The following is a 22885-nucleotide window of genomic DNA, read 5'->3' on the forward strand; positions in this document are numbered from 1 at the left end:
CCGTGAAATTTATTTAACATTATATTAGGAAACGCAGATGTACTGCGTGAATCCCTTTAATCGTTTTCTTCCTCTTTTGATTCTTTTGACTTTTTAGAAGAAGAAGAGCTAAAAGGGAACAACATGTCGGTATACATGTGAAAAAATGAATCTAACATGTTTTGATACTGTTCAAGTGAATTAGCCCACATGCTTAAATATTGTTCACCGGCGTCTGTTAATGAGTAAATCCGGCGTGCAGGTCCTTCAGCTGACGTATCCCATTGCGATGTAATCAAGTTGTCTTTTTCAAGCTGTCTCAGCGTGCGGTAGACATTTCCTTGATCAACTGATGTGAATCCAAAGCTCATTAGTTGCTGAATGAGCTTGTAACCATGTAGATTCCAACCTCTTAAACTTAAAAGAAGAAAAGGAACCATCAAGTTTTTTGGTGCACCGCTAATCGATTTTTCTAAGTTGTTTGAATTAGAGGTGTTATCTTTTTCACTTGATCCCAAGGTAATCACCCCTTCGAAAAAAGAGAATTTGTTTTCTATATGTGTAATTTACACCTAGATGAAAAAATTGTCAACACTTTAAAACAGGTCTTTCAAATACAGGAAAAAAGAACGATTTTTTGAATTTCGACAAAAAGCGTCAAAAAAATTCAAAAATAAACAAAGATTTAGAATTGTTTATTTTGGAAAACGAATTTATAATAGTACATGTAGGTAATTTTTATAACATTTATAATTTGTTGGTAAGTGAATTGTGAAAAGATTTACATTATCCAATAAATAAACGCAAAATTGGTTGCGTTTACTTAGAGCTTCTAATATGTCGCTTGTCACATTAAGTGTCCATATTGAAAGCCATCACTTTTAACGTACACAAGAAAGGAGATGGAGTTTTGGAACAGCAAAAAGTATTTGATCCGTTTCAAGCATGGAAAGACGTATATGACAAAACCGAATCTTACTGGGGTAAAGTTATTGGGGACAATATGAATCGTGAAGAATTTTCCCAGCTCATGGGAAATGTGCTAAATATGAACCTTCAATATCAACAAGCAGTAAATGAAGTAACGGGGCGCTATCTGCACCAAGTAAATGTACCCACAAAAGAAGATGTAGCAAACGTTGCGTCATTAGTCATCAATGTGGAAGAAAAAGTAGAATTATTAGAAGAGCAATTTGATGATCGTTTTGATGAATTAGAAGCACAGCAAGAAAGTGCATCCGCTTTGAAAAAAGATGTAACTAAGCTGAAATCTGATGTCAAATCATTAGACAAAAAACTCGACAAAGTTTTATCTCTTCTTGAAGGGCAGCAAAAAACACAAGACGAGTTAAAAGAAACGATTCAACAACAAATTAAAACTCGAGGTGAGCAGCTTCAGGCTCAGCTGTTAGAAAAACAAGAAAAATTAGCTGAAAAGCCAAAGGCAGAAGCTAAAGCTGAAGCAAAACCATCAAACGCTCAAAAAACTGAGCAGCCGGCTCGCAAGTAGGGCATAGGGGATTTTAAAACAACATTAACTGCTGTATTTACAGTAAAAATCATCGCTGAAGAAGCAAGGGGGAAATTTTTCATGACAACATTACAAGGTAAAGTAGCAATCGTAACAGGCGGATCTAAAGGTATCGGGGCAGCAATTACACGTGAGCTTGCTTCTAATGGAGTAAAAGTAGCAGTAAACTATAACAGCAGTAAAGAATCTGCAGAAGCAATTGTAAAAGAAATTAAAGACAACGGCGGCGAAGCTATTGCGGTTCAAGCTGACGTGTCTTATGTAGATCAAGCAAAACACCTAATCGAAGAAACAAAAGCTGCGTTTGGTCAATTGGACATTCTAGTAAACAATGCTGGAATTACGCGTGACCGTTCATTCAAGAAGTTAGGCGAAGAAGATTGGAAAAAAGTAATTGATGTAAACTTACATAGCGTATACAACACAACATCAGCTGCGCTAACGCATCTTTTAGAATCTGAAGGCGGTCGTGTTATCAATATTTCATCAATTATTGGTCAAGCGGGCGGATTTGGTCAAACAAACTACTCAGCTGCTAAAGCAGGTATGCTAGGATTCACTAAATCATTAGCTCTTGAACTAGCTAAGTCAGGCGTAACAGTTAATGCAATTTGCCCAGGATTTATTGAAACGGAAATGGTAATGGCAATGCCGGAAGAAGTTCGTGCAAAAGTTGTTGCGAAAATTCCAACTCGTCGCTTAGGCCACGCTGAAGAAATTGCACGCGGAGTTGTTTACTTAGCAAAAGACGGCGCGTACATTACAGGACAACAGTTAAACATTAACGGCGGCTTATACATGTAATAGATGCTGGCCCTGACTTTTGTCGGGGCTGTGCTTGTTAACTAACTACTAATGAAATGAAAGGGTGTGTATATTCGTGGCAATTCCTTACGTGCAAGAGTGGGAAAAATTAATCAAATCAATGCCAAGTGAATATAAAAGTTCTGCAAGACGTTTTAAGCGTGCATATGAAATTATGACAACAGAAGCGGAACCGGAAGTTGGATTAACACCAAAAGAGGTTATTTGGAAAAAGAACAAAGCGAAATTATATCGCTATACGCCAGTAAAAGATAACCTTCACAAAACACCAATTTTACTCGTATATGCACTGATCAATAAACCGTATATTTTGGATTTGACACCTGGAAACAGCCTTGTTGAATACTTATTAAACCGCGGTTTTGACGTGTATTTACTTGACTGGGGAACTCCTGGACTTGAAGACAGCAATATGAAGCTAGATGATTATATTGTGGATTATATTCCAAAAGCGGCGAAAAAGGTGCTGCGCACTTCTAAATCTCCTGATTTGTCTGTTCTTGGTTACTGCATGGGCGGAACTATGACATCTATTTTTGCTGCATTAAATGAAGACTTGCCGATTAAAAACTTAATTTTTATGACAAGTCCATTTGATTTCTCGGATACAGGTTTATACGGGGCATTCCTAGACGACCGCTACTTTAATTTAGATAAAGCAGTAGATACATTCGGAAACATCCCTCCAGAGATGATTGACTTTGGAAACAAGATGCTAAAGCCAATCACAAATTTTTACGGTCCGTATGTAACGCTGGTGGATCGTTCGGAAAATCAGCGCTTTGTTGAAAGCTGGAAGCTAATGCAAAAGTGGGTTGCTGACGGAATCCCATTTGCTGGTGAAGCTTATCGTCAGTGGATTCGCGACTTCTATCAACAAAACAAATTAATCAATGGTGAACTTGAAGTTCGCGGCCGAAAAGTAGATTTGAAAAATATTAAAGCTAATATTTTAAACATTGCTGCTAGCCGTGATCATATTGCGATGCCGCATCAAGTGGCAGCTTTAATGGACGCTGTTTCAAGTGAAGATAAAGAGTACAAATTGCTGCAAACAGGTCACGTATCTGTTGTATTTGGTCCAAAAGCAGTGAAGGAAACATATCCTTCAATCGGCGATTGGCTAGAAAAACGTTCTAAATAAAATAAAGACGCGGCTGGGACAAAAATATTTTAGCCGAAGTAAAAAACGAACCACTGATATTAGTGGTTCGTTTTTTGTTATGGTGAACGCAGGTCTCAAGTGTCCATACGAACTCATGTATCCCATTTATTTGTCTTTAGATTAGATTAATTTAATTATGTCTCGACCTCGTTTTTTTGTATAAACAGACAATATTGAGTGACGGTTCTTGATGCAGGCTGCTGGGATTTATGATATCTAATGACAAGTGAGGTGACTTCTTTTATACTAATGTAGTCACCTTCTTGAACATGGGATTTTTTACATGGATATTGCGATCCATGTAACAATGAGTATGCTTTGGGAAGAAAGAAGAAAACTATTAGTATTATAACAAAAAAGGAATGTCAGATTATGCCGCAACCATGGAAACGACGAGTAAGGCAGATGTCTTCAGCTCAAATTATTGTTACATTTTACATAGTGGCTGTTACGCTTGGATTTCTATTGCTTAGTATTCCAGAAGCTTTAAAGCCGGGAGTGAAGTTAGCATTTATTGATCGCTTATTTATTGCCGTTAGTGCGGTAAGTGTAACAGGGCTGACACCTGTTTCTACTCCGGATACATTTAGTACGACGGGCTATTTTTTGCTCGCCTTTATCTTTCAAATCGGTGGTATTGGTGTGATGACACTCAGTACATTTATTTGGATGATTTTAGGTAAAAAAATTGGTTTAAAGGAACGTCAGCTCATTATGACAGATCATAACCAATCCCGTTTATCAGGATTAGTTGACTTGATGAGAAATATTTTATTTATTATTTTTGCTATTGAACTAGTTGGTGCCATTATTTTAGGATTACATTTTCTCCGTTACTATTCGAGCTGGACAGATGCGTTTCTGCATGGTTTCTTTGCTTCTGTCAGCGCTACAACAAATGCCGGCTTCGATATTACAGGATCTTCATTTATTCCGTATGCCCATGATTATTTTGTACAAGTGGTAACTGTCATTTTAATTACGCTTGGAGCGATTGGATTCCCTGTGTTAATTGAGATTAAGCACTATTTTTTAACATTTAAAGATAAGCGTAAATTTCAATTTTCTCTATTTACGAAGCTAACGACCATTATGTTTTTTCTGCTGTTGGCAGGGGGAACAATTTTAATTCTTGTGCTAGAGCATTCAGGGTTTTTAGCAGATAAGTCTTGGGATGAATCGTTCTTTTATGCGTTTTTCCAATCCGCTGCTACAAGGAGCGGAGGAGTGGCGACCATGAATATTAATGAGTTTTCACTTCCTACGTTAATTATGATGAGCGCGATGATGTTTATCGGGGCTTCACCGAGCTCAGTAGGAGGAGGAATTCGTACGACGACGTTTGCATTAAATATTCTTTTCCTGTTTTATTACGTAAGAGGAAATAAGACGATTAAAATCTTTCGCCGCGAAATTCATGAAGATGACATTATCAAATCAGTAGCCGTGTCGATGTTAGCCGTGATCATTTGCTCGATTTCTCTTCTTATTTTAAGTATTACAGAACATTTTTCTCTCATTGAGCTTATTTTTGAAGTGTGTTCAGCTTTTGGGACAACCGGTTTATCAATGGGCATTACAGGAGGACTTTCTGATATCGGAAAATGCGTTATTATGATTTTAATGTTCATTGGCCGAATTGGCATGTTTTCATTTATCTTAATGCTTCGCCGTCCAACGTCTGGACCGGATTATCACTATCCGAAAGAACGTATCATTATTGGATAAAAGAGGCTGGGACAAAAATATGTTAGTTGAAGGAAGATCCGAATGAGTTTGTTTCTTGATTAAGAATCCAACTCGTTCGGATCTTTTTATTATGATGGTGAACGTAGGTTTCATGTAGCTGCTTCTAGCTGTTGATGGGAGGGCGAGGCTTATCGACCGCCCGCGGAAAGCGAAGCCTTGCACGGAAATCAACAGCGGTGTCACAAGCGGTTCAACGCATTTATCCTAGTTGTTCGTATTTAGAGTAAAGTGATTTTGTTATGTTTCAACCGCTTTTTTACAGCTTTTTCTGCTTATATTGCTTAGCAAAACGCGCATTCTAAGAAAAGGAAGTTCAATGGACTTCCAAGCATAGGAGGGATAGATGATGGCAAAGCGTAAAGTAGGGTACAAATCAGCACTAACTAACAACAATACACCAAAAGAGAGCCTTTCAGATGCAGAATTTGCTGCTGAATATGCTGGCGGCGAGGAGCCGGCTAAAGGCGCGAATCGCAATTCTAAAAAAGGAAAGCAAGGTAAGTAACGATGAGCAAACATAAACAAAATAATAAGCACATCGCGAGCACCGAAGCAAAACAAAAACAATTACTGCAAGAAGAGTTTGGAACGGAAATGGGCGATCCGAACGCAGCTAAAATATATGAATCCCTTGGAAAGACAAAGTCTGATAAAGAGCATGAAAAGAAAAAAGAATGCTAAAGAAAAAAACCTCGGATATCCGAGGTTTTAGCTTACAACTGGAAGACCAAATGCTTCTACAGGTGCTGAATAAAGTTTTGTATCATTTGCTTTTTGATCATAATAAGCAAGAAGAACAGATGGTTGTTCATTGATTTGTCCTGTTTGTTTATAATACATATAATCAAATGGAAGAATCTCTAAAACAGTGTGCTTGTATAATTCTTTTTCAGCAAGCTGTTCAGCTTCAAAAGCCTGTCCCATGGTAGAAGGATTAGCAAGCATTTGCTGATAGTAATGAGAGCGGACTTGTTTTTCTACTTTATCGTCCCACCAAGGCTTACGAGGCTTATGCTTTTGGTTTTGTAAATAATCAATTTTCATAAACCCTTCAATTACTTCTTCATTTGAAAAACTTTCTGTTTCAATATACTGTTTAAGGCGTCTGAATAAATCTTCAAGCTGATGACCGATTCGAACCCAGCCCATTTCATCCCAATACGTCCCAAAGTTTTGGAAAAAATCAAAAGGCGTATCATAGCAGTGTTCTACTAAAAACTCGATCGTTTCATCCATTCGGTGGTCATTCCAAAACTTTTCTAAAATATCTTCTACATGCTTGATGCGTACGACATCTGAAAATGGCAAGACGTTATTGCTTAAAATTTCATAAGGCGACTGATCCATGTATTGATAATTATAGCGAGGCGCACTTAAACGTAAGCCAGTGCCGCGAAGCATTTTTAAAAAGCCTAGCTGAAGCTCTTCAGGACGAAGTGCAAATACATCATTAAACGTATTTTTAAATGAGTTGTAATCTTCGTCTGGCAGTCCGGCGATTAAATCTAAATGCTGGTCGATCTTTCCGCCTTCTTTTACCATTGTTACGGTACGCGTTAATTTTTTGAAGTTTTGTTTGCGTTTGACTAGCTCATTAACGGCATCATTTGTAGATTGAACGCCAATTTCAAAGCGGAATAATCCTTTTGGCGCGTTATCGTTTAAGAACTGAATAACTTCTGGGCGCATAATATCGGCAGTAATTTCAAACTGAAATACGGTACCTTCACGATGTTCATCAATTAAAAATTGGAACATTTCCATGGCGTAGCTGCGGCTGATGTTGAACGTGCGGTCTACGAACTTAATTGTGCGCGCTCCGTTATCCATCAAATAGCGAATATCTTCTTTTACTTTTTCTCGGTCGAAATAACGAACGCCTACTTCAATAGAAGAGAGACAGAACTGACAGCTAAACGGACAGCCGCGGCTTGTTTCAATATACACAACGCGTTTTGAAAGTTCTTGGCGGTCTTCTTCAAAACGGAAAGGAGAAGGCATTTCGCGCAGATCAATTTTATTGCGCTGTGGGTTAACAACTGGTTTTCCTTCTTTTCGGAAAGCCACGCCGCTTACGTTTTCAAACTGACGCTCGCCGTGAAGTTCATCTAACAGCTGCTTGAATGTTTCTTCACCTTCACCAATAGCGATAAAGTCAGCTTCAGGAATACGCTCTAACCAGTGAGTTACATCATAGGTTACTTCTGGTCCACCGAATATAATGATGAGCTCAGGATTGATCTTTTTAAGCATTTGTGCGACTTTAATCGTTTCTTCAATATTCCAAATGTAACAGCTGAAACCAATAATATCTGGGTTGCGTTTATATAAATCCGTGACAATGTTCATAGCAGGATCTTTAATCGTATATTCGGCCATATCCACTTTATAGTCAGGCTCGGCATAGGCTTTTAAACATCGAAGGGCTAAAGAAGTATGAATATACTTCGCATTCAATGTACTGACAACAATGTTCATTCAAAAAGCTCCTTTTAACTCGTAATATGAAATCAATTTACTATTTTAGCACATTTGAGAAATAAAGTATAAATACCTTTGCACTTTTGTTGTGGCGGGGAAAAGATTTCGGTAAAATGTAACAGAAACGTAAAAGAAGAAAGAGTCTCGGTTAATGTGAACCTTGGTGAACGAAAAAAATGAGGTGGAAAACGTGGAATATAAGCGAATTAAGCCAAAAAAAATATACGAAGAAGTAGCCGAAACGCTTCTTGAGAATATAAAAGAAGGCAGCTTGAAGCCTGGAGACCGTTTGGATTCAGTGCAGCAGCTGGCGGAAAACTTTCAGGTAGGACGCTCAGCTATTCGTGAAGCTCTTAGCGCTTTGCGGGCGATGGGGCTTCTGGAGATGAAGCAAGGAGAAGGCACATTTGTACGCGAATTTAACTCAGATATGCTGTCTTTGCCTGTAACTAGCGCTGTATTAATGAATAAAAACGATATTGAGCATTTGCTTGAAGTGAGAAAAGTATTAGAAATTGGAGCTGTTCGAGCGGCAGCTCAAAAGAGAACGGATGCGGACCTTAAACAGCTGTCTAATAGTCTGGAACAAATGAAAGGAGCGTTTGGCAATGAAGAACTGGGAGAGAAAGCAGATTTTGCTTTTCATTTAGCCATTGCCAAAGCCTCACAAAACCCTCTTTTAGTGAAGCTTATGAATAACGTATCAGAAATGATGATTGAAACGATGAAAGAGACAAGACGCATCTGGCTTTATGCAGAAGAGAAAACGGCTGAACGGATTTATAAAGAGCATCAGCAAATTTATGAAGCTATTCTCTCTCAGCATGCAGAAGATGCTCAGCATTTTATGATGAGTCACCTTGGTAATGTTGAACATGTACTAATGAAATACATACCGGAAGAAAAATAACGCCATTTCAGGCAGAAAAGTGCGCTCTAAACAACAGAAAAACTAAAATTCAAGCACCTTCCGATAATTTATGCTTGCTCTATTGTGAAAAGATTTACATAATAGAAACTAGGATTGTCAAATGGAGGGTTACAAAGTATGAAAAAGCAATATAGAGATGATAGTCTAGCTTTGCATACAGATCTATACGAGCTGAATATGGCGCATACGTATTTTCAAGACCAGATTCATAAACGTCGTTCTGTATTTGAAGCTTACTTTCGTCGGATGCCGTTTGAAAGCGGTTATGCGGTGTTTGCCGGGCTAGAAAGAGTAATTGATTTTATTGCTAATTTCAGATTTAGCGAAACGGACTTAGATTATTTATATGAAGAATTACATTATGAAGCGGAGTTTATCGACTATCTAAAACAGGTTCGATTTAGCGGTAATATTCGTTCGGTCGTAGAAGGCGAAATGATTTTTGCTAATGAACCGATGCTGCAAATTGACGCTCCTTTAGCAGAAGCGCAGCTTATCGAAACGCCGCTTTTAAATATTTTAAATTTCCATCCGCTGATTGCCACAAAAGCATCGCGTATTCGCTTAGCCGCGGGAGAAGATAATTTATATGAACATACGGGTACAAATCAGCTTATGGAATTTGGTTCAAGAAGAGCACATGAGCTGGATGCTGCTTTTTACGGGGCAAGAGCTGCTTATATTGGAGGCTTTGACGCAACCAGTAATGTAAGAGCGGGAAAAGTGTTTGGAATTCCTGTGTCCGGCACTCACGCCCACGCGCTTGTTCAAGTCTATCGTGATGAATATAGTGCGTTTAAAAAATATGCCGAATCACACCGTAACTGTATCTTTTTAGTAGATACATATAATACGTTAAAATCAGGTATTCCAAATGCTATTAAAGTAGCAAAAGAAATGGGAGAACGAATTAATTTTATCGGTATTCGATTAGACAGCGGAAGACTTCCATATCTTTCTCAAGAGGCAAGAAAAATGCTTGATGAAGCTGGCTATCATGATGTGAAAATTTTCGCTTCCAATGACCTTGATGAGTACAGCATTCTAGATTTGAAAGCGCAAGGTGCCAAAATTGATGGATGGGGAGTTGGAACAAAACTCATGACGTCCTTTGATCAGCCGGCGCTAGGAGCGGTGTACAAGCTGGTTTCGATTGAAGATGATCATGGAAACATGGTGGATACGATTAAGCTGTCAGAAAACCCGGAGAAAATTTCAACTCCCGGTCTAAAAGAAGTATATCGAATTGTAAATCAAGTGAATCACAAATGGGAAGGCGATTATATTACGATGCAAGACGAAGTGCCGAATGAAGAGCAGCATTTAAAAATGTTTCATCCTATTCATACGCACGTCAGCAAGTTTGTCACGAACTTTAACGCACGTAAAATTCACCAGCCAATCTTTGCACAGGGAAAGCTTGTGTATGAGCAGCCTACCATTGAAGAAATGAGAGCCTACTGCTTACAAAACTTAAAGCATCTATGGGATGACTACAAAGTTATTACAAAATCGAACGAAGATGTATTTCGTCCTACAGAGTATCCAGTAGACTTAAGTACAAACTGCTGGGATAACAAAATGCAAAATATCGAAGAGACTAGAAGCAAGTTACTATCTGATACCGTACTTGTTTAGATTCCGTCAGCTAGTAATGAGAGGAGAGTTTTTTTATGAAAGAGCTACAAAAGCAAATTATTGAAGAAATGCATGTGCAAAAAGAAATTAATCCCGCGGAAGAAATTCGCCGCAGCGTTGATTTTCTGAAATCCTACATGAACAAATATCCTTTTTTACGTTCGTTTGTACTAGGTATTTCCGGCGGCCAAGATTCTACGTTAACTGGAAAGCTGGCGCAGCTAGCGGTTAATGAGTTGAATGAAGAAGCCAAAGAAGAGCGCTATCAGTTTATTGCTGTTCGTCTTCCATACGGTGTGCAGGCAGATGAAGCAGACTGTCAAGATGCACTTGCTTTTATTCAACCAACAAAATCTATTTCTATTAATGTAAAACCAGCAGTAGATGCGATGCTTTCTGCTGTTGAAGAAGCGGCAGATGATAAAGTTTCCGACTTCAACAAAGGAAATGTAAAAGCACGTGAACGAATGATTGCGCAATATACGGTAGCAGGCATGTACAGTGGAGTCGTACTTGGAACGGATCACTCCGCTGAAGCTGTTACAGGATTTTATACAAAATTTGGTGACGGAGGAGCTGACTTAGTGCCTATCTTCCGTCTAAACAAGCGACAAGGGAAACAAATGCTAAAAGAATTAGGCTGTCCCGAGCATCTATATATGAAAAAACCAACGGCTGATTTGGAAGAAGATCGTCCACAGCTTCCAGATGAAGAAGCGCTTGGCGTAACGTATGAGCAAATCGACGATTATTTAGAAGGCAAAGATGTAGGTGAACATGCAAGTAACGTCATTGAAGGTCACTTCTTAAAAACGCAGCATAAACGCCAATTGCCAATCACAGTGTTTGATGATTTTTGGAAATAAATAAGTAAGAAGCTGAGACAAACGTAGTTTAGTTGAAGGAAGATCCGAACGGTTTTGATTCTTGATGGAGAATCAAAACCGTTCGGATTTTTTTAATAATAGGGCAAACGTAGGTTTCACGTGTCTCAATTTCTTATTATTTTGTGGGAAAAATCTCAAACAAAGAAATGTATTTTTGAAAAACTAGTGAAATTAGAAAAACATAGGAGTATAATAGCATTAAGTCATCTGATGACCTGTTAACTAAAAGAAGTAAAATGATCAGCTTGGAGGGAGCAAATGATGAAAGTATCTTTATTTGCCACATGTTTGATTGATATGTTTCAAACAAATGTAGGAAAAGCGACGGTAGAATTGTTAGAACGATTAGGATGCGAAGTGGATTTTCCAAAGAGTCAAGTATGCTGCGGGCAGCCTGCGTATAACAGCGGTTACGTAAAAGAATCAAAAGAAGCAATGAAAAACATGATAAAAGCGTTTGAGCATGCAGAGTACGTTGTATCTCCATCAGGCTCGTGTGTGACAATGTTTAAAGAGTATCCCCATCTTTTTAAAGGTGATGCTGCATGGCATGAGTCTGCCGTGAAGCTTGCTGATAAAACGTATGAGCTAACGGATTTTATTGTAAACGTTTTAAAAGTAGAAGACGTGGGAGCCAGCTTAAATGGGAAAGCCACTTATCATTCTTCCTGTCATATGACGCGTTTGCTAAACGTAAAAAAAGAACCTTTTACACTATTAAACAATGTAAAGGGTCTTGAAATGGAGAATCTTGAAAACAGTCATAACTGCTGCGGATTTGGCGGGACGTTTTCGGTTAAGATGGGGCAAATCTCTGAACAAATGGTCGATGAAAAAGTGGGCTGTATAGCTAAAACAAACGCGGAGTACTTAATTGGAGCTGACTGCGGCTGTCTTATGAATATTGGAGGAAGAATTGAACGAAAAGGACAGCCTGTAAAAGTGATGCATATCGCTGAAGTGTTAAATAGCAGAATGTAAAGAAAGGAGAATACCGAATGTCTATGAAAATAGGAAACGATCAGTTTAAAAAACGCGTCGATGACGGAGTCAATAATGCGTTTATGCGCTTTGCGGTTTCAGGTGCTCAAGAGCGCTTAAGAAGCCGTAGATTAGATGCGGCGGAAGAGTTAGGGAACTGGGAAGAATGGAGAGCGCTTGGCGAAGAAATTCGTCAGCATACGCTTGAAAATTTAGATTACTATTTAGAGCAGCTCACGGATAATGTAGCTAAACGCGGAGGCCACGTTTTTTTCGCTCAAACAGCTGAAGAAGCGAATGAGTACATAAAAAATGTAGCGAGGCAAAAGCAGGCAAAGAAAGTCGTTAAATCCAAGTCAATGGTTACAGAAGAAATTCATATGAACGCTGCTTTAGAAGAACTGGGCTGTGAAGTTATTGAAACGGATTTAGGAGAATATATCCTGCAAGTAGATGATCACGATCCGCCTTCTCATATCGTAGCTCCTGCACTTCATAAAAATAAAGAACAAATTAGAGATGTATTTCAACAAAAGCTTTCTTATAAAAAAACAGAAAAACCTGAAGAACTAGCTCTTCACGCCCGGGAAATGCTGCGAAAAGAATTTTTATCAGCTGATATTGGCATCACGGGATGTAATTTTGCGATTGCAGAATCTGGGTCTATTTCACTTGTAACCAATGAAGGAAATGCAAGGTTAACAACTGCCCTTCCTAAAACGCAAATTACGGTTATGGGAATGGAAAGAATTGTGCCAACGTTTGAAGAGTTTGAAGTGTTGGTAAGCCTGTTAACTAGAAGTGCAGTAGGTCAGCGGCTTACAAGTTACGTAACAGCGCTTACAGGACCTAGACTTCCAGGAGAAGTAGACGGACCGGAAGAATTTCACCTAGTGATTGTAGATAACGGACGATCTGCGATTTTAGGAACTGAGTTTCAATCTGTTTTACAGTGTATTCGCTGTGCGGCATGTGTGAATGTATGTCCCGTGTATCGCCATATTGGAGGGCATTCATATGGATCTATTTATTCAGGTCCGATTGGAGCTGTATTATCCCCTTTGCTTGGAGGCTATGAAGATTACAAAGAGCTTCCATATGCTTCAACTCTATGCGCAGCCTGTACGGATGCCTGTCCGGTCAAAATTCCGCTGCATGAGCTATTACACAAGCACCGTCAGCGAATTGTCGAAAAAGAAGGGAAAGCACCTATTTCAGAAAAGCTGGCGATGAAAGCATTTGGCTTGGGAGCCGCTTCTTCTTCTTTATATACAGTGGGCGCTAAAGTGGCACCGGCGGCTCTTACTCCTTTTATGTCAGGAAGCAGTATTTCAAAAGGACCTGGTCCATTAAAAGCGTGGACAGAAAGCAGAGAGTTTCCGGCGCCTACAAAAGAGCGCTTACGAGATTGGTTTGATAAAAGGAGTGATGATGATGAACGGAAGCATTCAAAATAGAGACAGTTTTTTAGATAATATTGCAGCTAATCTTAAGCGAAGCAGGCGAACAAGCGGCGTAGTAAAGCCACAATGGAAGCATGCTCCTCAGCATGAGGTCTACCGCAGCTATTCGCCGGATCAACTAAAGAAAGAGCTTGAAAACCATTGCGAACGTATTCATACTCGCTATGTAGAAACATCATCACAACACTTGCCAGCTGCGCTTGAAGAAGCCGTAGCGAACTATGGAAATGGTCTTGTCTGCACGTGGGATGATCCTAGGTTTTCCGAATATGGATTGAATCTGCTGATGGAGAAATGGGAAACAAGCAGTAGCCTTCACGTATGGAATTCGGTAAAAGGCGATGAGAATATTAAACTAGCTGAACAAGCAAATGTAGGCATCACATTCAGTGATTTGACTCTAGCGGAATCCGGCACAGTTGTTTTGTTCAGCAGCGCTGCAAAAGGACGATCGGTCAGTTTGCTGCCGGCCACTTATATTGCGATCATTCCTCAAAGTTCCATTGTCCCTCGCATGACACAAGCTGCTGAAATGATTCATGAAAAAGTAGAGCGAGGAGAAACGATTGCTTCTTGCATTAACTTTATTACGGGACCGAGCAATTCAGCTGATATTGAAATGAATCTAGTCGTTGGCGTGCATGGACCTATTCAAGCCACTTATATTGTAGTGAATGATCGATAGAGGCTGGGGAAAACGTATTTTAGCCGAAGTGAAAAACGAACCGTGAATCAAACATGTTGATTCACGGTTCGTTTTCTTTGTTATGTTGAGCATAGGTTTCATTTTGTTATGTCCCAGCCTCTGTTATTCATGCTCCTTTTTTAAATAACGGGAGAATGTGAAGAAATGTCGCATTTTGAATAAACGTGACTAATTTTAAAAAGGTAAAAAGCAAATCTTGTAGAATACTAAGTCTATAGATAAAAGGTGGGGAAATGGGAAGTGCAAAAGAAAGGAGCAATGAGCATGTCACCACACAGAGAATTAACATCTGAAGCTGCGCAAAAGCAGCAAGGTGAATTAGAGCAGCTACGAGCTATTTTTAATGACGTATTAGATGCCATTGTCGTATTTGATGAGTATTTTCAAGTTATAAATGCCAATGAATCAGCCTGCGGGCTGTTTGAAAAAACAAAGGATGAGCTATTAACGTATCAAATGAAAGATTTTCTCATATATTTTCCGTATGACATGATTGAAGCGTACTATCCAGCGCTTTTAGAAGAAAGCTATTTCAAATATGAAGGCGCGATGACGCTTCAAAGCGGCATGATGAAACATGTTGAATTTACTTCACACAAACATAGTCACATGTCGGGCATTATTGTGTGTACATTTCGAGATATTACGCAGCACAAGATGATGGAAAATGAAAGGTTTATTAGTCATCATATGTTTATGGATGTATTTAATGAAGCGGTAGATGGAATTGTTATTTTTGATCGAACTGGTCAGCTTATCGACGCGAACCCTTCATTTTGCGAGCGATTAAATTATACAAGAGCACAGCTTTTAACTAAAACGTTAGAGGAGCTTGTAGAACCTACTTATCATTATAAAGTGAAAAAATTATGGAGAACTCTGCATCAAGAAGGAAAGACAAGCGGCGAGCTGCCGATTAAGCTCGAAAATGGAGACGTTACTTTTTTTGAATTTACCACAACGGCTAATATATACAGTCAATACTATATGTCCATTATGAGAGACGTGACGGAAAAACGGCTGATGGAGCAGCAGCTGTTGAGAAGCGAAAAAAATTTCAGGGCTATTTTTGAAAATGCGATTGAAGCCATTTTGATTTGGAAAGACGATGGGGAAATTTTAAACGCTAATCTTGCTTCGTCCCGTACATTCGAGCTGCCGTTGAACAAATTGATTGGAAGTAATTTGTATACGTTTATCGATAAGCAAAGCTTTAGTGCATTAAAAATGCTGCAAACATTTCAAAAAGAAGGAGAAATTCGCAATCAGCTTCCTTTTTACATGCCAAATGGAGAAATCAAACAGTTGGAATTCACAGGGAAAAAAGGCATTATAGAAGGAGACCATTTAACCATTTTTCGAAACATTAGTGAACGTACAAAAATCGAACAAGAGCTTCGGAATAACGAAGAGAAATTCAGACAGATTTTTAATGGTTCGATCGATGGGTTAGTTTTATGGGACGGCAAGCGAAATATTATTGATGTGAATTCTTCTCTTTGTGATATTCTCGAACTCAGCAAAGAGGAGATTTGTGCGCATTCCATGGAGGATTTTATTTCTTCAGCGAATTTAGATGCGGTCATTGAGCATAAAGAAACAATTGAGCAAAAAGGGGAAGCTGAAGGAGAGATTACGTACGTTACGGGGAACGAAAAAGTTAAAAACATCGAATTCTCTACGAAAAAAGATATCTTGCCAGGTCTATATATGACGCTTTTAAGAGACGTAACGGAACGAAATCAAATGCAGGAGCAGATTCGGAAATCGGATACGCTTCAAGTAGTCGGACAGTTAGCAGCTGGGATTGCGCATGAAATCCGCAATCCGATGACGGCTTTAAAAGGGTTTGTTCAGCTGCTAGAAAGCAGCATTCAAGAAGATCACTCTCTTTATTTTGATATTATTAAATCCGAATTAAAAAGAATCGAAACTATTATTACAGAGTTTCTAGTACTCGCTAAGCCACAGGCCGTAAAGTTCGAAAAGAAAAATCTAGCTGCGGTTGTTAAAGAAACGATTGATTTATTAAATGCTCAAGCGCTTTTAGAAAATATTCAGTTTGAACTAAGTGTGTCCCCTCAGCTGCCAATGGTATACTGCGAGCCGAACCAAATTAAACAAGTACTAATAAATGTAATTAAAAACGCAATTGAAGTCACGTCAAACGGGGGAAGAATTTTTGTTGAAGTCTATTCTACAGAGCCGCACTACGTGACGGTCTCCATTCGAGATCAAGGAGACGGAATGCCCGAAGAGCGCATCAAGCGCTTAGGGGAACCATTTTATACGACAAAAGAAAAAGGAACGGGGCTTGGTTTGATGGTCTCATATAAAATTATCGAAGAACATAAAGGGCGAATTGAAGTGGAAAGCAAAATAGGAGAAGGAACGGCTTTCCGTGTTATTCTTCCAGCCTAATTAGAAAGGATAAGCGAGTATGTACTATGGAGAAATGAACTTATTTTCTGATTTGAAAATTTATATTGTAGCCTCGGAAAAAGGGGTTCAACATATTTGGTTTGATAGCGATGATCACAACGAGCAGCTTAAAAAACTTGTCCATGACGAGAATTATCACCTTGTGAAAGAAGCGAAGCGGCAGCTTCAGGATTATGCTGAAGGGCGCACGCTAACATTTGATGTGCCTTTGGATATAAAAGGAACAGACTTTCAAAAAGAAGTGTGGTTAACGCTTAAAGGTATACCTTATGGACAAACGTGGTCTTATAGTGATGTAGCGGAGTCTGTTAATCGCTCTAAAGCCGTAAGGGCTGTGGGACAAGCGAATCGTCGAAATCCACTGCCTATTATTTTACCTTGTCACCGTGTTATTGGTAAAAATGGAGCTTTAACAGGTTATGCAGGTTCCCAAACTCATATAAAAGAAAAACTATTAATGCTTGAAAGAAATGTAGCAAAAGGCGCTCTGGAGTTAAAATAACTATTCACCGTCTAATTTCCAGCCTTCTCCCTGCACAAAAACACCGTCAATTTGCTGAGGAGAAGGGAGGGAATTTAGTTCTTCATCTTTGGATAAATCGAATAGCTGATATTGCTGCTTGCGATTTAACGCTTTGTTTTTATCCGTTTTTTGCTCTGCACTCATTTTTACTCCTCCTTATTCAAAAAGAATCCCCTATAATATATGTAGAAAAAGCAGAGAGTACTGTTACAATTGTGTTACAAATGCAGCCAAAAAGCGCTGTTTAATAAAAAAGGTTGAGACATAACAAAATCAATGTCATCTAAAGATGAACAACTCGTATAGATGAACTGAACCGCTTGTGACACCGCAGTTGATTTCCGTGCAAGACTTCGCTTTCCGCGGGCGGCCGCTGAGCCTCCTCGTCGCTTGCGCTCCTGCGGGGTCTCACCCCTTCCGTTTTTCCCGCAGGAGTCTTCACCTTGCCCTCCAATCAACTGCTAGAGGGAACGAAACAGATAAAACGATATTTACCATCACAAAAAAACGAACCACTAATCAACATGTTGATTAGTGGTTCGTTTTGCAGTGGGGCTAAAATACTTTTGTCCCAGCCTCTTGTTATTGAGCAGATTGCAGCAAAACTTTTTGAATGGATTCAAAAGACGGGGAATGGATAACTCCATGCTCTGTAATAATGGCCGTAATCAGTTCGCTTGGCGTCACATCAAAAGCTGGATTGTACACAGAGATTCCGTCTGGAGCAATTTGCGTATCTCCAATGTGCGTTACTTCTTTAGGTGAACGTTCTTCAATAGGGATGCTGCTTCCGTCTTGAATAGATAAATCAAATGTGGACTGCGGCGCTGCTACGTAAAATGGAATACCGAATGCTTTCGCTAAAAGAGCAAGTCCATACGTTCCAATTTTGTTAGCCGTATCGCCATTTGATGCAATGCGGTCAGCACCTACAATGATCCCATTAATTCCTTTTGTTTTAATGGTATGAGCAGCCATATTATCCGTAATCAGCGTAACGTCTACTCCCGACTGCTGAAGTTCCCATGCTGTTAAGCGAGAACCTTGAAGAACGGGTCTTGTTTCACAAGCAAATACTTCAAGCGGAATATCGCGCTGCTTAGACAAGTGAAAAGGTGCTAATGCTGTTCCATAATAAGCTGTAGCAATTGAACCAGCATTACATATTGTCATGATTTTATCTTTCTTTTTAAATAAAGAAAGGGCATGATCTCCAATTCGGTAGCACGTTTCTTCATCTTCTACTTGAATTTGAATCGCTTCATGAACAACTTTTGTTTTAGCTTCATTAACGGACGAAGCGGATTCAGCGCTTTTCGCTACGCGGTCCAATGCCCAAAATAAATTGACGGCAGTCGGGCGTGAACTAGCTAAATACTGTTGATCTAGAGCTAGCTTTTTGTTAAATTCCTTGACTGAATCCGTGTCATAGCTAAGCGCAGAAAGAGCAAGACCAAAAGCCGCCGTAATGCCAATTGCAGGGGCTCCGCGTACTTTCAAGGTAGTGATAGCATCCCATACGTCTTTAATGGTTTGCAGCTTAATATATTCAACTTTGCCAGGAAGCTGCTGCTGATCTAATAAAGTAATATATGATTCATTCCATTCCACTGAGCGCGGAAGTGATAGTGTATTTGTCATGCTGATACCGATCCTTTCATTGTGTACATTATTCGTTATCGAAGTAAATGTTCAAATTCATTTGGTGAAACGTCTTGTTGGTGCAGAAGTAAATAGCGTCCAATTTTTAACGCAGTACGTTTAGCGTTAATTTTTCTTTCCTCTGAAGAAATTTCGTCTAAGTCCGCCACGTGAGCTAAGCCAATCGTACGTCGAATGATTTCACACCCTGCATATCCAACAGCATCTTGCCACGTTTGCGTTAAAATTTCATGTAACAAGCGCTCATCTTTAGCGAAAGGTTCAGTGTTTTCAGAATGCCAAAGCGCAGTAAAGGTATCTTTAAATACGTTCCATGTGTTCGTAATGTGTGCAAATAACGGTTCGCGATCTGTTTTTCGAGAAAGAGCATTTAAAAATAAATTTGCAACAAATTGGCCTAAATCGAATCCAAACGGACCGTAAAAAGCAAACTCTGGATCAATCACTTTCGTTTCTTGACTGCTAGCAAATATGCTTCCTGTATGTAAATCACCGTGAATTAGCGTTTGGGCATTTGTTAAAAATTTATATTTTAATTTTGCTGCTTGTAACTTTACATCTCCATCGTTCCACAATTCTTCTACATCAGGACGCAGCGCTTCTTCAAATTCATTTGTATCGATATCAAAAAAAGGATCTGTAAAAACTAAATCTTCCGTAATATTGCATAAGTCCGGATTGCTGTACTTGACGACTTCTTCTTTTTTATCCTGAGGCTTTAAGGCAAAATCCGACGTTTTGAACGCAATATGTCCTAGAAAAGAACCGATATGCTGTGAAAGCAGGGGATAACTTTCTCCTTGAATAAGTCCGGCGCGGGAAATCGTTAAATGAGACAGATCTTCCATGACCGTAACAGCAAGCGTTTCATCGTGGTAATACACAGCTGGTACGAGTTCAGGGGTAAATGCACCGAATTGCTTGAGCGCATTGCTTTCAATCGTGGCACGGTTCAAGGATAGAGGCCAGCTCTCGCCTACAACTTTTGCATAGGGAAGTGCTTGTTTGACGATAATGGATTTATTCGTTTGATCATTTATGATGTGAAAGACGAGATTTAAGTTGCCATCACCGATTTCACGGGCAGTCAGTGCTTCTGTGGCATCAAAGAGACCTAGCTTTTTCACAAGTTTGATTGCTGAAATTTCTGTTAAAGGCTGATACTTCTCTGTTTTTGTTGTTGACATTAGAATCCCTCCATAGTTTATTAAACTGATTTGTTTACTAAGTTAATAGGTTTAAGAATGTATGGAGGCTTTTATAATTTTAGAAAATATAAAAGCCTCTTTCGTTGGAAAGAGGCTTGATTGTAGTGTTCAAACCTCTTATCTGCCAGAAAGAATTACTTTCTGTTGGAATTAGCACCGTGCCTTTGTAAAAACATGTTTTACGGGTGTGATCCATCTTAGGATGGAATGACGGTCGGTTGCTGGGCTTCACAGGGCCAAATCCCTCAGCCAACTCTTGATAAGAGTACGATTACTTATTCAATTTTGATTTGTTTGAAAATTTTATGTTATCTGGTGAAAATCGTATCATGCAAAAAAACGGCTGTCAATACATAATTAATAAAATTCTGTGCGGCGATCTGTAAAGACAGGAATTTGTTTACGAATTTCTTTTACAAGTTCCAGGTTAACGTCGGCACTTAAAAGTTCTTCGCTATCGCCAGCTTCAGTGATTATTTCTCCCCACGGATCGATGACTAAGGAATGTCCGGCAAATGTGTTATTAGGATCTTGGCCTACACGATTACACGCGATTACATAGCATTGATTTTCGATTGCGCGGCTAATGAGCAGTGCTTTCCAATGGGCAAGTCTTGGAGCCGGCCACTGAGCAACAACAAATAAGACTTCTGCTCCGCTGCTAGTATGCACGCGAATCCATTCTGGAAAACGAATATCGTAACAAATAACTCCTGCGCATAAAGACTGTTCAAGTGTAAAAAGATTTTTTGCTGTTCCTGCTTCTAGATAGAGGTGCTCATCCATTAATTTAAATAAGTGCAGCTTACTGTATTGTGACACTTCACGACCTTTTCGGTCGAAAATATACATCGTATTTGTGACGCCTTGCTCTGTTTTTTTCGCGATCGAACCTGCCACAATATTTACTTCGTTCGTTTTAGCAAATTGAGAGATTAATTGCTTGGCCTGCTGTCCTTCATCATCGGCAATTTCATCTAGCCGCGTCAAATCATAAGCTGTATCCCATAGCTCAGGAAGCACAAGGATGTCAGGGTTTTCTTTTAGAGCTTCCGTCATTTTTTGTTGAATATATTTTCGGTTTTTAGTTGGGTTTCCAAACGCAATATCAAGCTGCAAACACGTGATTTTTACACTCACTTTATCATCCGTCCTTTTTTTAGTAGTTGAAAAAAATGACTTTACAAGTTGAGTATTACAATATATTATTTGTGACTAGAATTTCAAGAATTTTTTGAGAAGGTGTGCGATGATGAAACAATTTGAGCAATCGGAACTATTAAAAAGTTTACCAAAACAATTTTTTGCATCACTTGTAGGCAAGGTAGGAAAAGTAATGGCCCAAGGGCACGACGTTATTAACTTAGGGCAGGGAAATCCTGATCAGCCTACTCCTTCACATATTGTAGAAACACTCCAAAAAGCAAGTGCTAATCCTATGCATCATAAATATTCTCCATTTCGGGGGCACCAGTTTTTGAAAGAGGCCGTTGCGACTTTTTATAAACGAGAATATGGCGTTGATGTGGATCCTGAAAAAGAAGTAGCTATTTTGTTTGGCGGGAAGGGTGGACTTGTTGAAATCCCGCAGTGCTTATTAAACCCTGGAGATACGGTGCTGGTTCCGGATCCTGGATATCCTGATTACTGGTCTGGAGTAGAGCTTGCAAAAGCAAAGATGGAAGTGATGCCGCTCACGGCTGAAAATCATTTTCTGCCCGTATACGAAGAGATAGGTGAACGTGCTAAAGAACAGGCAAAGCTCATGTTTTTAAACTATCCGAATAATCCTACCGGTGCAGTGGCAACGGCAGAATTTTTTGAAGACACCGTGGCGTTTGCTGCCAAGCACGATATTTGTGTGGTACACGACTTTGCCTACGGAGCCATTGGATTTGATGGTAAAAAGCCAATCAGCTTTTTACAGACTCCTGGTGCAAAAGAGACGGGAATTGAAATTTATACTCTTTCTAAAACGTATAACATGGCGGGATGGCGAGTTGGATTTGCTGTAGGAAATGAAAGTGTAGTAGAAGCTATTAATCTTCTTCAAGATCATATGTATGTCAGCCTCTTTGGGGCGGTTCAAGAGGCAGCAGCGGCAGCTCTGTTAGAATCTCAACAATGTGTGAATGATTTAGTTAAGCGCTATGAATCTAGACGCAATACCTTTATTCAAGGGCTTCAAGAAATTGGTTGGGACGTTACATCTCCAGCGGGCTCCTTTTTTGCATGGCTAAAAGTTCCTAAAGGATATACTTCTGAACAATTTTCAGATTTACTTCTTGAAAAAGCCCACGTTGTAGTGGCACCTGGAGTAGGCTTCGGAACATATGGTGAAGGCTATGTGCGCGTAGGACTGCTGACGGATGAAGAGCGCATGAGAGAAGCTGTATCTCGAATAAAAAAATTAAATTTATTTTAAAAACGCATTGACAATCCTTTTTGAGTTGGCTTAATATGTAAGAAGTTAACGAGATTAATAACCGATAAATCCTAGCGGTATTTTTTATTTAGTATATAATCTACGAATTCAATTTAAATAAATAGCAACTTTCTTATTAAGAGTAGGTGGAGGGACTAGCCCGATGAAGCCCGGCAACCGACTTAACGCATGTTAAGCACGGTGCTAATTCTTGCAGCAGCAGCTGAGAGATAAGAAGAGCAACGAAAGCCTCTTCTTAATCACAGAAGAGGTTTTTTTTTATTAACGA

22 protein-coding genes and 2 riboswitches are annotated in these 22885 nt (G+C 39.3%); of the genes, 15 read left to right on the forward strand and 7 right to left on the reverse strand.

Going from position 1 to position 22885, the window contains the following annotated elements:
• Window positions 1–56 precede the first annotated feature (56 nt).
• Window positions 57–497, reverse strand: a complete 441-nt coding sequence (gene phaQ / locus NST66_RS04770) for a poly-beta-hydroxybutyrate-responsive repressor (protein WP_013055935.1) — start codon at window positions 495–497, stop codon at window positions 57–59.
• A gap of 392 nt (window positions 498–889) precedes the next feature.
• On the opposite strand from phaQ, the gene phaR reads away from it, so the two are divergent.
• From phaR to NST66_RS04800, 6 genes are all read left to right on the forward strand, one after another.
• Entirely contained in the window at window positions 890–1489 is a 600-nt protein-coding gene (gene phaR / locus NST66_RS04775) for a polyhydroxyalkanoic acid synthase subunit PhaR (protein WP_340843170.1), read from the forward strand.
• An 81-nt stretch (window positions 1490–1570) separates the two neighbouring features.
• A complete protein-coding gene (gene phbB, locus NST66_RS04780; protein WP_014461095.1) occupies window positions 1571–2314 on the forward strand; it encodes an acetoacetyl-CoA reductase in 744 nt (247 codons plus the stop codon).
• A 76-nt stretch (window positions 2315–2390) separates the two neighbouring features.
• Window positions 2391–3479 (forward strand): class III poly(R)-hydroxyalkanoic acid synthase subunit PhaC, encoded by a 1089-nt coding sequence (locus tag NST66_RS04785; RefSeq protein WP_013055939.1) that lies wholly within the window; start codon window positions 2391–2393, stop codon window positions 3477–3479.
• A gap of 369 nt (window positions 3480–3848) precedes the next feature.
• Entirely contained in the window at window positions 3849–5228 is a 1380-nt protein-coding gene (locus NST66_RS04790) for a TrkH family potassium uptake protein (RefSeq protein WP_255256020.1), read from the forward strand.
• A gap of 367 nt (window positions 5229–5595) precedes the next feature.
• Window positions 5596–5754, forward strand: coding sequence for a hypothetical protein (locus NST66_RS04795; RefSeq protein WP_025749458.1), 159 nt, complete (start codon window positions 5596–5598; stop codon window positions 5752–5754).
• Window positions 5755–5756: 2 nt separating this feature from the next.
• The gene (locus NST66_RS04800; RefSeq protein WP_014461091.1) at window positions 5757–5930 is read left to right on the forward strand and encodes a hypothetical protein; all 174 of its coding nucleotides are present in this window, start codon (window positions 5757–5759) and stop codon (window positions 5928–5930) included.
• 27 nt (window positions 5931–5957) lie between these two features.
• Here NST66_RS04800 and NST66_RS04805 read toward each other — a convergent pair whose 3' ends face one another.
• Window positions 5958–7727 (reverse strand): B12-binding domain-containing radical SAM protein, encoded by a 1770-nt coding sequence (locus tag NST66_RS04805; RefSeq protein ID WP_340843171.1) that lies wholly within the window; start codon window positions 7725–7727, stop codon window positions 5958–5960.
• 193 nt (window positions 7728–7920) lie between these two features.
• Here NST66_RS04805 and NST66_RS04810 point away from each other — a divergent pair, with 193 nt between their 5' ends.
• The 8 genes from NST66_RS04810 (at window position 7921) to NST66_RS04845 (ending at window position 17280) form a co-directional block, all read left to right on the forward strand.
• Window positions 7921–8640, forward strand: a complete 720-nt coding sequence (locus tag NST66_RS04810; RefSeq protein WP_340843172.1) for a FadR/GntR family transcriptional regulator — start codon at window positions 7921–7923, stop codon at window positions 8638–8640.
• Between the two features lie 138 nt (window positions 8641–8778).
• The gene (locus tag NST66_RS04815; protein WP_033578365.1) at window positions 8779–10299 is read left to right on the forward strand and encodes a nicotinate phosphoribosyltransferase; all 1521 of its coding nucleotides are present in this window, start codon (window positions 8779–8781) and stop codon (window positions 10297–10299) included.
• Window positions 10300–10334: 35 nt separating this feature from the next.
• Window positions 10335–11165, forward strand: coding sequence for an ammonia-dependent NAD(+) synthetase (gene nadE, locus NST66_RS04820; RefSeq protein WP_098627241.1), 831 nt, complete (start codon window positions 10335–10337; stop codon window positions 11163–11165).
• Between the two features lie 282 nt (window positions 11166–11447).
• Window positions 11448–12167 carry a (Fe-S)-binding protein gene (locus tag NST66_RS04825; RefSeq protein WP_028414177.1) on the forward strand — a complete coding sequence of 240 codons (720 nt, stop codon included), beginning with the start codon at window positions 11448–11450 and terminating at the stop codon, window positions 12165–12167.
• A 17-nt stretch (window positions 12168–12184) separates the two neighbouring features.
• A complete protein-coding gene (locus NST66_RS04830; protein ID WP_014461085.1) occupies window positions 12185–13624 on the forward strand; it encodes a LutB/LldF family L-lactate oxidation iron-sulfur protein in 1440 nt (479 codons plus the stop codon).
• Window positions 13602–14315 (forward strand): LutC/YkgG family protein, encoded by a 714-nt coding sequence (locus NST66_RS04835; protein WP_034264005.1) that lies wholly within the window; start codon window positions 13602–13604, stop codon window positions 14313–14315. Before NST66_RS04830 ends, NST66_RS04835 begins: the two co-directional genes overlap by 23 nt.
• Window positions 14316–14600: 285 nt before the next feature.
• Entirely contained in the window at window positions 14601–16757 is a 2157-nt protein-coding gene (locus NST66_RS04840; RefSeq protein ID WP_340843173.1) for a PAS domain S-box protein, read from the forward strand.
• Window positions 16758–16776: 19 nt separating this feature from the next.
• Complete coding sequence (locus NST66_RS04845; protein WP_028414173.1) at window positions 16777–17280, forward strand: methylated-DNA--[protein]-cysteine S-methyltransferase; 504 nt, start codon at window positions 16777–16779, stop codon at window positions 17278–17280.
• On the opposite strand, the gene NST66_RS04850 is transcribed toward NST66_RS04845, so the two are convergent.
• The 5 genes from NST66_RS04850 to NST66_RS04870 all read right to left on the reverse strand — a co-directional run bounded on the left by NST66_RS04850 (window position 17281) and on the right by NST66_RS04870 (window position 21311).
• Entirely contained in the window at window positions 17281–17445 is a 165-nt protein-coding gene (locus NST66_RS04850) for a hypothetical protein (RefSeq protein ID WP_014461081.1), read from the reverse strand.
• A gap of 74 nt (window positions 17446–17519) precedes the next feature.
• Window positions 17520–17759, reverse strand: a complete 240-nt coding sequence (locus NST66_RS04855) for a hypothetical protein (protein WP_154991552.1) — start codon at window positions 17757–17759, stop codon at window positions 17520–17522.
• A gap of 124 nt (window positions 17760–17883) precedes the next feature.
• On the reverse strand, window positions 17884–18942 hold the full coding sequence (mtnA, locus tag NST66_RS04860) for an S-methyl-5-thioribose-1-phosphate isomerase (protein WP_033578368.1): 1059 nt from the start codon (window positions 18940–18942) through the stop codon (window positions 17884–17886).
• Window positions 18943–18977: 35 nt separating this feature from the next.
• Window positions 18978–20150 (reverse strand): S-methyl-5-thioribose kinase, encoded by a 1173-nt coding sequence (gene mtnK / locus NST66_RS04865; protein ID WP_028414171.1) that lies wholly within the window; start codon window positions 20148–20150, stop codon window positions 18978–18980.
• A 135-nt stretch (window positions 20151–20285) separates the two neighbouring features.
• A riboswitch (SAM riboswitch) is annotated at window positions 20286–20437 on the reverse strand.
• A gap of 91 nt (window positions 20438–20528) precedes the next feature.
• Window positions 20529–21311 (reverse strand): carbon-nitrogen family hydrolase, encoded by a 783-nt coding sequence (locus tag NST66_RS04870; protein ID WP_340843174.1) that lies wholly within the window; start codon window positions 21309–21311, stop codon window positions 20529–20531.
• 112 nt (window positions 21312–21423) lie between these two features.
• On the opposite strand from NST66_RS04870, the gene NST66_RS04875 reads away from it, so the two are divergent.
• On the forward strand, window positions 21424–22596 hold the full coding sequence (locus NST66_RS04875; RefSeq protein WP_028414169.1) for a pyridoxal phosphate-dependent aminotransferase: 1173 nt from the start codon (window positions 21424–21426) through the stop codon (window positions 22594–22596).
• A 130-nt stretch (window positions 22597–22726) separates the two neighbouring features.
• Window positions 22727–22833, forward strand: a riboswitch (SAM riboswitch).
• The last annotated feature ends 52 nt before the right edge of the window (window positions 22834–22885 follow it).

The organism is Priestia sp. FSL W8-0524 (genome assembly GCF_038005965.1).
Classification (GTDB): Bacteria; Bacillota; Bacilli; order Bacillales; family Bacillaceae_H; genus Priestia; species Priestia zanthoxyli.

Coding starts and splice junctions, on each gene's coding strand:
- phbB (WP_014461095.1), top strand. CDS start 1,571: ATGACAACATTACAAGGTAAAGTAGCAATCGTAACAGGCGGATCTAAA.
- NST66_RS04795 (WP_025749458.1), top strand. CDS start 5,596: ATGGCAAAGCGTAAAGTAGGGTACAAATCAGCACTAACTAACAACAAT.
- NST66_RS04800 (WP_014461091.1), top strand. CDS start 5,757: ATGAGCAAACATAAACAAAATAATAAGCACATCGCGAGCACCGAAGCA.
- NST66_RS04805 (WP_340843171.1), bottom strand. CDS start 7,727: ATGAACATTGTTGTCAGTACATTGAATGCGAAGTATATTCATACTTCT.
- NST66_RS04815 (WP_033578365.1), top strand. CDS start 8,779: ATGAAAAAGCAATATAGAGATGATAGTCTAGCTTTGCATACAGATCTA.
- nadE (WP_098627241.1), top strand. CDS start 10,335: ATGAAAGAGCTACAAAAGCAAATTATTGAAGAAATGCATGTGCAAAAA.
- NST66_RS04825 (WP_028414177.1), top strand. CDS start 11,448: ATGAAAGTATCTTTATTTGCCACATGTTTGATTGATATGTTTCAAACA.
- NST66_RS04830 (WP_014461085.1), top strand. CDS start 12,185: ATGTCTATGAAAATAGGAAACGATCAGTTTAAAAAACGCGTCGATGAC.
- NST66_RS04835 (WP_034264005.1), top strand. CDS start 13,602: ATGAACGGAAGCATTCAAAATAGAGACAGTTTTTTAGATAATATTGCA.
- NST66_RS04840 (WP_340843173.1), top strand. CDS start 14,601: ATGTCACCACACAGAGAATTAACATCTGAAGCTGCGCAAAAGCAGCAA.
- NST66_RS04845 (WP_028414173.1), top strand. CDS start 16,777: ATGTACTATGGAGAAATGAACTTATTTTCTGATTTGAAAATTTATATT.
- NST66_RS04850 (WP_014461081.1), bottom strand. CDS start 17,445: ATGAGTGCAGAGCAAAAAACGGATAAAAACAAAGCGTTAAATCGCAAG.
- mtnA (WP_033578368.1), bottom strand. CDS start 18,942: ATGACAAATACACTATCACTTCCGCGCTCAGTGGAATGGAATGAATCA.
- mtnK (WP_028414171.1), bottom strand. CDS start 20,150: ATGTCAACAACAAAAACAGAGAAGTATCAGCCTTTAACAGAAATTTCA.
- NST66_RS04875 (WP_028414169.1), top strand. CDS start 21,424: ATGAAACAATTTGAGCAATCGGAACTATTAAAAAGTTTACCAAAACAA.